At 46.1% G+C, this 13,276-nt stretch carries 9 protein-coding genes; 7 read left to right on the top strand and 2 right to left on the bottom strand.

Translation table 11 applies throughout. The annotated features are described in order from the left end of the window. The first annotated feature begins 49 nt into the window (after positions 1-49). The 6 genes from NLX78_RS10680 (at position 50) to NLX78_RS10655 (ending at position 8,074) form a co-directional block, all read left to right on the top strand. On the top strand, positions 50-1,054 hold the full coding sequence (locus NLX78_RS10680; protein WP_061829702.1) for a BMP family lipoprotein: 1,005 nt from the start codon (positions 50-52) through the stop codon (positions 1,052-1,054). A gap of 27 nt (positions 1,055-1,081) precedes the next feature. Continuing rightward, positions 1,082-2,737: a methyl-accepting chemotaxis protein gene (locus tag NLX78_RS10675; protein WP_254350342.1), complete on the top strand. Its 1,656-nt coding sequence runs from the start codon at positions 1,082-1,084 to the stop codon at positions 2,735-2,737. 214 nt (positions 2,738-2,951) lie between these two features. Then, complete coding sequence (locus NLX78_RS10670) at positions 2,952-5,393, top strand: AraC family transcriptional regulator (RefSeq protein ID WP_254350341.1); 2,442 nt, start codon at positions 2,952-2,954, stop codon at positions 5,391-5,393. Positions 5,394-5,522: 129 nt separating this feature from the next. Beyond that, entirely contained in the window at positions 5,523-6,530 is a 1,008-nt protein-coding gene (locus tag NLX78_RS10665) for a tripartite tricarboxylate transporter substrate binding protein (protein WP_069290055.1), read from the top strand. Positions 6,531-6,578: 48 nt separating this feature from the next. Beyond that, complete coding sequence (gene kdgT, locus NLX78_RS10660; RefSeq protein ID WP_254350445.1) at positions 6,579-7,580, top strand: 2-keto-3-deoxygluconate transporter; 1,002 nt, start codon at positions 6,579-6,581, stop codon at positions 7,578-7,580. 140 nt (positions 7,581-7,720) lie between these two features. After that, the gene (locus NLX78_RS10655; RefSeq protein WP_254350444.1) at positions 7,721-8,074 is read left to right on the top strand and encodes a hypothetical protein; all 354 of its coding nucleotides are present in this window, start codon (positions 7,721-7,723) and stop codon (positions 8,072-8,074) included. An 82-nt stretch (positions 8,075-8,156) separates the two neighbouring features. Here the strand turns inward: NLX78_RS10655 and NLX78_RS10650 are convergent, their stop codons facing one another. Further along, positions 8,157-8,639, bottom strand: coding sequence for a helical membrane plugin domain-containing protein (locus NLX78_RS10650; RefSeq protein ID WP_061829711.1), 483 nt, complete (start codon positions 8,637-8,639; stop codon positions 8,157-8,159). A 12-nt stretch (positions 8,640-8,651) separates the two neighbouring features. Beyond that, positions 8,652-11,594, bottom strand: coding sequence for a formate dehydrogenase subunit alpha (gene fdhF / locus NLX78_RS10645; protein ID WP_254350340.1), 2,943 nt, complete (start codon positions 11,592-11,594; stop codon positions 8,652-8,654). Positions 11,595-12,234: 640 nt separating this feature from the next. Between fdhF and moaA the strand changes: the two genes are divergently transcribed. Then, positions 12,235-13,251 carry a GTP 3',8-cyclase MoaA gene (moaA, locus tag NLX78_RS10640; protein ID WP_254350339.1) on the top strand — a complete coding sequence of 339 codons (1,017 nt, stop codon included), beginning with the start codon at positions 12,235-12,237 and terminating at the stop codon, positions 13,249-13,251. The last annotated feature ends 25 nt before the right edge of the window (positions 13,252-13,276 follow it).

Raw genomic sequence — 13,276 nt, 5'->3', positions numbered from 1 at the left:
CCGATATAAAGATGTTGGGGATTTCCAAATTATGCTGAGGTGATATGTCATGAAGAAGCGAGCTGTATTATTAAATTTTAGGTGGATTCCCATTGTCACAATCTTTGCATTATTGCTAAGTGCATGTGGGCAATCGGCAGCACAAACCAAGGCTCAGCCCATTAAGGTGGGAATCGTACTGTCAGATATTGGTCTGGGTGACCAATCTTACAGCGACGCTGCTTTCCGAGGTTTGGTCAAAGCACGGGATGAGGGGAAAATTGTTTTTGAATACCGAGAAATAACGGAGACCAAGACGTATGATGCGGCTTTTGAACAGCTTGCTCAAGAAAAGGCTGATTTAATCATTGGGCTGGGTTACATGGTGAAGGACAGTTTGGAATCCATTGCTAAAAAATATCCAGACCGTAAATTTTTAATCGTGGATGAGAAATCAGATTTACCGAATGTGGCCTCTATTAGCTTCAAAGCAGAAGAGGGCAGTTTTATGGCTGGAGTCGTTGCGGGTTTGACGAGTCGCACCGAACAGGTGGGTTTTCTCGGAGGTGCGGAATCTCCTCTGTTGAAAAAATTTGAAATTGGGTATCGCGCAGGAGTGCAATCAGTCAAGCCTAATGCCAAAGTTACTGCAACGTATGCAGGAGATTTTGGAAAGCCGGAACTGGGTACGGAAATTGCAGATGACATGATTAATCAGGATCAGATTGATGTCATCTTTGCAGCCGCAGGTCTTACGGGCGTAGGTGCGCTGCAGGAAGCGCAAAAGCAGCATAAATTCGCCATCGGGGTCGATAGCGACCAGTTTTTTATTGCGGAAAAAGCGGTAGTGACCTCGATGTTTAAAAATGTAGACATTGCAATTTATACAGCAGTCAAAGGATTTGCAGATCATCAAAGAAAATTTACGGAGAAGGATATGGTGTTTGGTCTTGCGGAAGATGGTGTAGGTTTGGCGCCTATTCGTGTCGTGACACTGAGTCCGGATCAGCAAAAGTTGTTGGATGATTTAAAGGAAAAAATCAAATCCGGCACACTGACTGTTCCCACCCAATAAATTTTCGCAAACGGAGGATGAAAGCTGATGAAACTGCAAGGTAAACTGGTGCTGAACGCGATGATTTCCTTGATTGCTTGCCTAGCTTTAGTGGCTTATATCATTTTTGAATTAATTCGTATTAACTCGCAAAGTAGTAATCTGGTTCCGGCTATGTTGAATGTACAGCAGCTCAATGCCTATTTGATTCAGTCAGGGCAGGCACTGCAAAATTATTCAGCTTCCATGACGGAGAGCAACAAAGCCGATGTGCAAAATCAACTGACTCAGTCTGAAAAGACGATTGCTTTGCTTTCACAGGGCATGATGCAAACCGAAGCGCAGCAAAAGCGACTGAATACGATTAAAACAAAATTCAGCCAATTGAAAGTAGCAACGGAGAAAGCCATGAGTACCCAAAACAGCCCGGAGTCCAAGCGGGAGGCCATGCGTGCCCAAGGGATTCAGAACGATGTATTTATGCTGGATCTGCTGACCAAGGCACGTTATGACCAATACACAGAAGATTTGACCAAGAGCATTCGTTTTACATGGCAATTGGCCTTGGCAGGTGCAGTTATACTTCTGGTGGCGGTTGGGCTATATAATACATATACATCCAGGCAGCTTGCCCTTAGAACACGCAAATTAACGGATGCCGCAAAGCAAATTGCTGAGGGAAATCTGACAGTGCAGCTTGCCCAAACCAAGGGACGCGATGAGCTGGACGAGCTCAATGAATCTTTCCGGGTGATGATCGGGAACTTGCGCAGCATTGTACTCTCCATTGATCAGGCGGGTAATCGTGTCGATCTGATGGCTCGGGATATTGATCAGCATAATGAGGCCATGAAGGAAATTGTGACACAAGTCAGCACGTCAACAGAGGAACTGGCAATAGGCAGTCAGAAAATTGCTGAGGATCTGTCGTCGACAGTTGGCGTTGTGGACGAGATGCAGCAGAAGTTTGAATCGAATCTACTGGAGACCACACAATCGACCGCGTATAGTGAGGATGCTTTGCGTGTCATTGAGCAGGGTACGCGGGTCATGAGCGATCAACTGCGTATTGTTGCAGAAAATCGTTCAGCCATGTCCGAAGTGGAGCAGACGGTCAAGGAGCTGGAGGCGAATGCAGCCGAGATTACAACCATGACTGGATACGTATCCGAAATTGCCAGCCAAACATCGCTGTTGTCCTTGAATGCTTCTATTGAGGCTGCACGTGCAGGTGAAGCAGGAAAAGGTTTTGCTGTTGTTGCCAATGAAGTGAAAAAGCTGGCGAATCAGTCAGAGTCTGCTGTAAAGAAAATTTATACTGCTGTTGACAGTATCACGCAGGCTATGGATAAGGTGAAGACTTCTGTGGCGCAAAGTCAGGAGCTGTTCCGTGAGCAGGAGAAGGTAACCTCCTCGACTGGAGAATCGTTTACAGAGATTAGTGGCAAAGTGCAGCAAATTGCCAGCCAAGTCAGCAAGCTATCAACGGACATGAATGTATCGCGAGAACTGAGCGTACAGGTGCAGCAAGCTATTGAAAATATCAGCGCAATCACTCAGCAGTCCGCCGCAGGCAGTGAAGAGATTACAGCTTCCACGGTGGAGCAGAAGCGTTCATTTGAGGAATCGGCTGAGAAGGTAAAAGAGCTTCGTCAGATTCGCGAAGAGATGCAGCGGGAGCTGGATCGTTTTCAGGTGGAATAGACAAGCTAAAACCTGTGCAGCGAGTATCTGTTTTTGCTGAATAATGATACAAGCAGTGCCAAAGAAGGAGTTCTACCTTGTACAGTACAGGGAGGCTTCTTCTTTTTTATATGAATCCTTATATTAAGTTTGATATACATAGGCAGGGAATTCCAACTCTTACGTCAAATAGATTTAGGGAGAATATGTCACCACATATATTGGCAAGAGGAAGATGGACAACCAAGTCCGGAAGGATGAAGTTACGGGAATGTTGCGACTTAAGCTTCGATTGATACTGAAAAATAAACAGACAAGATTGATTCTACTGCTCACTCTGTGCGTGTCGCTTGTAATTAGCATGATCGGCTTGCTATCGTATTCACGATACCGTGAAGGTTTGGATACCGAGCTGAACACACCCAATATAGAATTGCTGCAAATCAATCTGGATGTGACCAATCGGGCTTTTCGTGAGTCTGATAACAAGGCGCTGGACGCAGCATATCATCCAGACGTAGAGGCCTTTGTACGTGTCCAAACAGATGGGGAATCGCTGGAAGACAAGGCCTCCGTCATAGATCGGCTTCACAAATACTTGAAAACCCTTTCTTCGCACGAAGAAATTTACTCGGTTGAAGTTATTTCTTTGGACAATCATGCTCTCGTATCCAGCAATTATGGTTACAGGCCTGATTGGAAACAGGCACCGGATACCACATGGGTTCCCTGGATTCAGGACATTGAAAAAAAGCCGTTGTTGATTAAGCGGAGATGGTACGGCACCGATCATGAGCAGGGGGCGGTAGAGCTGCTTTCGCTGGCCAGGCCCATAGTAGAGAATGGTCAGGTCATGGGTGCGGTGCTAATCAATCTGGATTATGACCGTTTTTTCTCCAAACTCTATATTCATTTATCCAACTCGCAATACGTGTATGATCTGGAGGGCGAGTTGATCTATCCCAAGCTGAGATCGTCCTTACCCTTAAATGATATGGGCAGGATTTTAAAAGAACTGGATGTGAGTCCCTATGCTTATGTAGAGATAGGGGACATGGAATATATGGCGAACCAAACCTTTTCTGATGTAACGGGCTGGCGTCTAGTATCGCTCGTTCCGATGGACAAGCTGCTGAAAAATGTAAAGCTGGCGCGCAATATGATGCTGTGGCTGGCCTTTGTCTCCATACTGGCTGGGTGCTCAGCAGTTTACTATTATAATTATGCAGCTTTTCGTCCCATGAAAAAAATTAATAGCCTATTGAATTCGGGCAATAAGGGAACGCGCCAAGGAGGATTGTATGACCTGGAACCTGTAATTAGAAAACTGGTTGGAGAGTTTCACCGCAAATCATTGGTGGTAGAGCGAAGCCTGCCGGAGCTGCGTTCCAAATATATGGAAGATGTCATCCAGCGTAGAATGGGCATACAGGAAATGCGTATGAAATGGGAACAGTATTTTTCCGATTGGGACGGCCATTCTTTGTTTGTCATGATCGTGTCCATTGACCGGTATTCTGCGTGGGCCGCAAGCTTTCCAGAAGAAGATAAAATGCTGCTCAAGTATGCTCTGAACAATATTTTGCTAGAGATGCTCGAACCTCACTGGAAAGCAGTATGCTCGCCGGAGGAGGAAAGTGGTTTTATTGTGCTGCTACAGTTCAGCGAGAGTTCGAATGAAGTTGGTACAGAGACTGACCTCCAAGAGAGCATTTTGCTTCAAAAAAGCGTGGATAGGCTTATTCAGGTTGTCGGTGAGTATCTTCCTTTGACTATTTCTATAGGGATTGGTCATATGGTCACGGATATTCGAGAGGTACGGGCGTCTTTTATAAAAGGAAAAGAGGCCCTTAATTTGCGTTTGTATGAGGGGTATGGACGTTCATATACGAATATAGACAGCAGTATAAGTGTGAAAAAGGATAATACGGTGGATAAACAGTCAAAGGAGCAGATTCAGGATTCAACATTGCTGGACAATCGGCGTGTGGAAATGATCCGTGCCCTGGAGTCACAGGAACCTGGTGCAAGTGTAAAGCTAATCAGCCACTGGGTAGAAGAACTTCGACTCCACAGAACATCCCCAGCTCAGGTCTACTTGTTTGTTCATGAATTGCTGGAAGATTTGCTAAAATGGTGTGCCACTCAGAGTGTGACGCCGCCGGATCAGCTTGCTGATTACCACTGGAATCAGATTCTGACGCTAGACCTTCAAGACATGGAGGTATTGCTGGTCATTATGTTGACTGATATTGAAGAAAAATGGAATGGACGCATCCAGTCCAAAGATTTTGTGCGTGTACAAGAGATGATCGAGTATATGGAACATCATTTACATTTGAACATCGGGCTTCAGGAAATTGCGGATCATGTTCACATGAGCGTGTCCTCGGTGAGTAGCATGTTCAAGGAAGAAACGGGGACCACCGTTTACGATTATTTGACTGGATTACGCGTAAAAAAGGCATGCACATTACTATGTGAAACCCATTTGAAAATCGGTGAAATTGCAGAACAGGTCGGATACCGAAATGAGAACAGCTTTATCCGGGTATTCCGCAAGCACAAACAAGTGACCCCAGGGAAATTCAGACAAATCAGCAAATCTTCCAATGAATATGCAGATCGGTCAAAAGGTCGATACTTTGGCGAAATAGAAGATAAATACGAAGATTAAGCGATAGCTGTAGCCCTCCACGTTGCGGTACATTGACTTCATGTAAACGTAAACAACAAGACCGAAAACGTTGGAGGTGAAAACGGGCGCATGACGGGCCCAGTTCATTTTTGGAGAAGAGGAAACGTAATGAAGAAAAAGCCATGGCAAAAATATGTGCTGGTTGCGGCGGGAGTAGCTATGCTTTCTGCCTTGAGTATCAGTGAATATGTGGATCACCGCACCCTGCAGGATCACAGCCGTATATTTCCTACGAAGCCAATAACACTCGTCGTTCCTTACGCAGCCGGAGGCGGTACAGATATTACCGCTAGAGCGTTGGCGAAAGCCGCCGAAAAGCATCTCGGTCAGCCGATCATCGTCGTTAATCGAACGGGAGGAGGCGGTTCTGTCGGGCTAATGGAAGGGGCTGAGGCGCAGGCGGATGGTTATACCGTAACGTATCTGGTCGCTGAGCTGACTACGTTGCCTCATTTGGGACTGCTACCGCTCACCTATGAGCGATTTAAGCCGCTGCTTCAAACCAATATGGACCCTTCCGCCATTACGGTCCGGGCGGATGCACCATGGAAGACAGCGGAGGCATTTCTGGAGGATGCTGGCGCCCATCCCGGCAAGCTTAAAATGGGGAATGCAGGCACAGGGAGCATATGGCACCTTGCTGCCGCGATGCTGGAGCAGAAAAGCGGAGTTCGCTTTACCCATATCCCTTATGAGGGAGCAGGCCCAGCCGTCTCCGCTTTAATGAGCGGATTTGTGGATGCTGTACCCGTCAGTCCCGCAGAAGTGAAGAAATACGTGGACGAAGGGAAACTTCGCATACTGGCGATCCAGGCAGACACTATTTCGGAAGCGTTTCCAAAAGTGCCGACACTACAGCAATCCACTGGGCTGCGTGTACATTTTATCGGCACTTGGAGAGGGCTGGCTGTACCCAAGGATACACCGGATGAAGTTGCTCAAACGCTGACGGATGCACTGATCAAGGGGACGAAAGACGAGGAATTCAGGGAGGAAATGCGTAAGCATGGGTTGGGATTGCGTGTACAGGATGCAGAGGCATTCGCGCGGCAACTGAAGGAGAGTCACGATACCTTCGCGAGACTGATTCCCGAGCTCGGCTTGAGCCGCAAGTAACACGGCCTTGTTTTTGCATTGGCAAAAACGAAAGGGTTGAACGAAGTTATGAAAATCAAACAAAACATTGATAAAATTCCAGGGGGCATTATGCTGGTGCCGCTGTTTATTGGCGCACTTTTTCATACATTTACTCCATGGGCAGGCGACTATTTTGGATCTTTTACCAAGGGGCTGATGACAGGTACGGTACCCATCTTGGCAGTGTGGTTTTTTTGTATGGGTGCTTCTATAGATGTGCGAGCGACGGGTACTGTATTGCGTAAATCAGGAACGCTCGTATTGACTAAAATCGCGGTCGCGTGGGTAGTGGCGATCATTGCATCCAGATTGCTGCCTGTTGGTGGTATAGAAAGTGGGCTATTTGCAGGTTTGTCGGTGCTTGCGCTGATCTCGGCTATGGATATGACGAACGGCGGGTTATATGCCTCTATTATGCAGCAGTATGGCTCCAAGGAAGAGGCAGGAGCATTTGTACTGATGTCACTGGAATCGGGTCCGTTGGTGACCATGATTATTTTGGGTAGCACCGGGCTGGCCGTTTTTGAACCGCAAACATTTGTGGGAGCGGTATTACCATTTTTGGTCGGATTTATGTTGGGCAATCTGGATCATGATTTCCGAAAATATTTTGGGAACGCAACGCAAGCTTTGATTCCATTTTTCGGTTTTGCACTTGGTTGTTCCATTGACCTGAGTGTCATTGTCCAGACAGGCATGCTTGGTATTTTATTGGGCATTTTTGTCATTATCGTTACAGGTATTCCGCTGATTTTGGCTGATAAATATATCGGTGGTGGCAACGGTACAGCAGGGATTGCAGCCTCCAGTACAGCAGGTGCAGCAGTAGCCAATCCAGTCATTGTCGCCAACATCAAGCCTGAGTTTCTGCCTGTAGCGCAATCTGCAACGGCCTTAGTTGCTGCTTCGGTCATTGTGACCTCGATTTTAGTACCTATTCTGACGGCATACTGGGCCAATTATATGAAACGTAAGGGAAAATCCCAAGGAGCAGGACCTGTAAAACCAGGGGTGAATGTGCCTAAATAAAGTTTGGATGATGATGGCTCAAACTCATGGAACTTTCCATTACCCGGGAAATGCTTTTGCAGTTGTACCTTTAATCCTAACATCACAAAACTTGTCCTAAAACGCTTCTGCAAACATACATATGTAAGCAGAGGAGCGTGATGGGATTGGAAAACAAGGTGCGTCGCTACTACCAGTTAAAGCAAAAGCAAAAAGAAATTGAAGGTGAACTGACTGATTTGCGTAATGACATTACCGCACATTGTGCACAGCAGGAAGTATCAGATTGGGAAATTGGCAACTTCCGAGTCAAGATTATACAGCAGCACCGCAAGGAATATGATCATACAAAGCTGTATGATTCACTGCCTGATCCGCAGCTATGGCGCTTGTTTTCCAAGCCGGATACGTCGAAGATTGCCAGTTTGCTTAAGCTCAAGGTCATCGCAGAGGAGCAAATAAAAGATGCCGTTTCTCTTAAAACGGTGACGCTATTACAGGTGGATAAAAAATAAATAAAAAGAGCTGTCCCCGTTTTCGGAGCCAGCTCTTTTTATTGTCTGTTGTTACTAGTCTTCCATCTTCACGCTCTATGAGCTATTTATCAGACAAACTTTTTCCCACTCCTTTGAGAAAATGAATGCCAAATCCCATTGCCCGGTTTACATCTGGATCATTCATCGCCTTCATAAGATCGCGCAGACGAGTCTTTTTATTCTGCTTTAGATGTTTATCGGCTTCGTTCAGGCCATTAGTAACACTGTTTGCCAGCTTTTTCATCAGCTCGGGGTCTACCTCAGACAGCATCCCTGCTGCTCCCATGAGATTATTGATGATGTTCGTCACAGGCTTACGCGTTGCTTGTCCTACAGCGATTTTGGCGATGCTTTCTTTAGCCTTTAGCATAGACTGAGCTGCTTCGAGAAGACCACTATCGTGCAGTTCACGTACGATTTCAAGTGTCTTCTGCAATGCCGCCCCATTGTCCGCCAGATCAGCAGTAAGCTGATCCAGCGATTGTTTTTGCCGTTCTTCTTCTGTCAAAATGCGTTTTCTCACAATTGAAATAGGCTTAGCCACGGCTTGACCTCCTTATTTTTGATCCACTAAATCGACGTAACCAGGACGATTCCACTTACGGTCCACTTCAACCCCATTTTGCGGATGACGCTTTTTGTAACGCGGATTGATACGTGGTAGTGGATTTTGACCGTCTACCTCCAAAATTTGCATCCGTACTTTGGCTTGTTTATAGGCCGGTGTACGGGTGACCACATCGAACGCTCCACCAGTTAACAGATTGACCGCACCATCATGGCTGGTAGAGTGCATCGGCACATAAATTTCAGTTCCCTGCACCCGGTCTGTAACCAGAACGCGTAGCTTGACCGCACCATAAGGGGATTCCAATCGAACCAGCGATCCATTATGGATTCCGCGTTCTTCAGCCAATTCAGGGGACACTTCTACAAATACTTTTGGAAGTTTCAGCTGAATGCCTGCCGATTTGGTCGTCATATTTCCTTCATGAAACTGTTCGAGCAGTCGACCATTATTTAAGGTCAGATCGAATTCAACAGGGTACTCTTTCGGTGGCACATATTCGAAAAGTCCCAAACGCGCTTTTTTATCCGGAAAGTTAAAGCCGTTGGTGTGCAGTAGCGGTGTATTGCTACCATCCGGCGATCCCCAGTGGAAGCTGTTCCAGCCTTCCAATACGTCATAATTACATTGGGAGAAAAATGGAGTGAGCGACGCCATTTCCTCAAAAATTTCACTTGGATGGCTGTAATCCCAATCAAATCCCATGTACTTGGCAAATTGGCTGAAAATCCACCAATCCGGCTTACTGTCTCCCATAGGGAGGAGAGCTTCATATAAACGCTGGACACGACGTTCGGTGTTCGTAAAGGTTCCGTCTTTTTCGAGTGAAGGTACGGCTGGCAAAATAACGTCAGCGAATTCAGCTGTTTTGCTCAGAAATACATCCTGAACGACAAGGAAATCCAAGTTCGCCAGCATTTCTTGGGTATGGTTGGAGTCGGCATCCACCCATGCCATCTCTTCTCCAGCGATATACATCGCTTTGAGCTTACCTGTTTCAATGGCTTCCAGCATCTGAATGTTGTCTAGTCCGCGTTGACCTGGAATTTGTACGCCGTAGGCCGCTTCGAACTTGGCACGAACGATATCGTTCGTCACGGGCTGATAGCCCGGGAAAATATCCGGCATTGTACCCATATCGGCAGCACCCTGAACATTGTTATGTCCGCGAAGCGGATATGCGCCTGCACCCGGACGCATAAAGTTTCCAGTCACCAGCAGTAGGTTGGCAATTGCAATCGAAGTGTAAGAGCCTGCGATGTTTTGCGTCACACCCATGCCCCAGCAAATGGCAGTGCCGTCGGCTTCGTGAATCATAGTCGCTACCTGAATCAGTGTCTCTTTGGAAATACCAGTTTCCTGTTCGGCAAATTCCAGGGTGAAACGATCTAGCAACTTCAAATATTCAGGATAGAAGTTTACATGCTCTTCAATGAATTTTGCATCATGCCAGTTTTGCTCAATGATGTATTTGGCTACAGCGGATAACCATACATAATCCGTACCTTGCTTCGGACGAATGAACAGATCTGCGCGTTCTGCCATTTCATGCTTGCGCAGGTCGACCGAGATCAACTTTTGACCGTGCAGCTTATGCGCACGTTTGATACGAGTAGCCAGCACTGGATGTCCTTCTCCCGGCGCGCAACCGACCAGCATGACCAAACCTGCTTTGGCAATGTCTTTAATTGTACCGCTGTCCCCACCGATGCCTCCGGTGTATTGCAGCCCCCATGACGCAGGAGATTGGCAATACCGTGAGCAATTATCGACGTTATTCGTTTGGAAGACCTGACGAGCCAACTTCTGCATCAAATAGTTTTCTTCATTGGTAAATTTGGACGAAGAAATAAAGCCGAGTGCCTCACCGCCGTAAGTTTCTTGAATAGCTCCCATTTTGCTGGCCATCAGGCTCAAGGCTTCTTCCCAGGTAGCTTCCACAAATTCGTCACCTTGACGAATTAAAGGGGAGGTCAAACGCTGATCGCTGTTCACAAAATCCCAGCCAAATTTCCCTTTTACGCATGTCGAGATACCGTTAACAGGTCCCTCAGAGGTAGGTTGTACCTTCAAAATTTTGCGGCCTTTGGTCCAAACCTCAAAGCTGCAACCTACACCGCAAAACGTACAGACGGTTTTCGTTTTTTTCGTACGGGTTTCACGCATTGCTGCTTCGACTTCGGAAATAGCAAAAATCCCACTATAGCCCGGCTCCACTTCCTTTATTAAATCTACCATCGGATTTAATAAATCCTTCTTCATGCCACTCATGAAGCCTGCTTCTCCCAGCATGGATTTCTCCATCAAGGCATTGCATGGGCAGACGGTTACACACTGACCGCAGCTGACGCAGGAAGAATCGTTAATTGCAACCCTGTCATCCCATATGACGCGAGGGCGTTCCGCTTCCCAGTCGAGGGACAGCGTTTCATTGACCTGAAGGTTTTGGCATACCTCTACGCATTGGCCGCATGCAATACATTGATTGGGGTCATATCGATAGAAGGGATGAGACATATCTACTTCTGTCGGGTCAACTTTCGGTTGATACGGATATTTTTGATGTTCAATCTCCATAAGCTCTGCTGTATTATGCAAAGTACAATTACCGTTGTTGTTATCGCACACTGTGCAGTAGAGGAGATGATTTTCTAGCAATCGGTCCATAGCCTCGGTTTGAGCTGCTTTCGCGCGATCCGAGTGTAAATGAATATTCATTCCATCCGAAGCCAGTGTTGAGCAGGAACGCATAAGTTTTCCGTCCACTTCCACGATACATGTGTCACAGGTGCGGATCGGATCGACTTCGGGAACGTAACACAGCTGGGGATGGGCGATGTTGTTTTCGTTAATCACTTCAAGAATCGTTGCGCTGTTCTTCGTTTTCAGTTCCTGTCCGTTTAATGTAATTTTGATCGTACTATCAGTCACGGTTCAGGCTCCTTTCAGATTTTAAATTTAAAAATTAGGAATAAAAAAACTCCACCATAAACACAAGTGCTCGTGTTCCAGCACTTGTGTTTATGGTGGAGTAGTGACCAAGCTCTAGGTCCTGGAGGCCAATCCGCCATTTGAATATGTATTAATAACAAACAGTACGCACCGTCTGTATATCAATAACTTCTGAATAACTTAGATATGTCATTTTCTGCATGTCATCTCGTGTAACTATAACGTAAAATTTAAGATAGTTCAACGGTACATTATTAATTTTTTAATTAATAATGATTATCGTTTGAGAAATCGAAAAATCATTGACAAACGTTCCAGGATTGCTAACAATAGGAATGTAATCTATTTCAGAGCAATCGTAAATGGAGTGTGCGTGGGAACCGCGTATATTTTATTTGTCGCAGCGCTTGTTAGTTTGATTTTTCTATATCACATGAAGTGGGATTCGTAAAATCCTGATGTAGATAAATTAACCGGCATTTAGCAGATTCTTCGATATTCATAAGCGAAGAAGTTGTTGTGATGCCGGTTTTTTGGTTCAGTATAAAATGAATGGAAATACCGTTCCAATTTAGAGTGTAAAGAGTTTTATTAATAAAGACGGATTGAGGTGAACAGGATGGCGAACCGGAGCGACGATCAATGGAATCGTCCGTTACGGGACTTAAGAATATCCGTCATAGACCGATGTAATTTTCGGTGCCGATATTGTATGCCGGAAGAAATATTTGGCCAGGACTATCCGTTTTTGCCAAAAGAAAAAATATTGACCTTTGAGGAAATTACGCGCCTTTCCCGTATTTTTGTCTCGCTGGGCGTTACGAAGTTGCGTATTACTGGTGGTGAGCCGTTGCTGAGGAAAAATTTGTCCTTGCTTATTCATTCGTTAACTCAACTCGATGGCGTTGAAGATATTGCAATGACGACAAACGGCGTATTTTTGCCTAAATATGCTGTAGCACTGCGAGAGGCGGGACTGAAAAGAGTGACGGTTAGTCTGGATTCGCTCGATGATGATCGGTTCCGCCAAATGAACGGGGGCAGAAGCAGTGTAAAGGCGGTGCTGGATGGTATTGAGGCTGCCGCTCAAGCAGGGATGCAGGTGAAAATAAATATGGTCGTGCAAAAGGGCTTTAACGATCAGGATATTGTTCCCATGGCTGACTATTTCCAAAAGAAAAAGCATATTTTACGTTTTGTTGAGTTTATGGATGTAGGCAACACCAATGGCTGGAAATTGGATCAGGTCGTTTCCAAGCAGCAGATCATCGAAGCCATTCATGAGCATATGCCGTTAGAGCCTGTTCTACCCCAGTACAAAGGTGAGGTGGCGACGCGCTACAGGTATCAGGACAAAGACGGGGAAATCGGTATTATTTCGTCTGTTACGGACGCCTTCTGCTCCACATGTACACGAGCGAGAATTTCTGCTGAAGGCTCCTTGTACACGTGCCTGTTTGCCTCTCAAGGGTACAAGCTTCGCGCGATGCTGCGTTCCGAACAGTCCGATGACGAGATTAGAGCTTACATTGAGCGTGTTTGGAGAGAACGTACCGACCGCTATTCAGAGGAACGACTGAATCATACACAGCAACAAGCAACGTCTAAAATTGAAATGTCACACATCGGCGGGTGAGCCGAAGAGCCCGCCTGTCAGAAAC

This window comes from Paenibacillus sp. Lou8.1, assembly GCF_024213565.1.
Lineage (GTDB): Bacteria > Bacillota > Bacilli > Paenibacillales > Paenibacillaceae > Paenibacillus > Paenibacillus polymyxa_B.
Note: the sequence above shows the minus strand (reverse complement) of the source record. Positions and strands in the feature narration are given on the sequence as shown.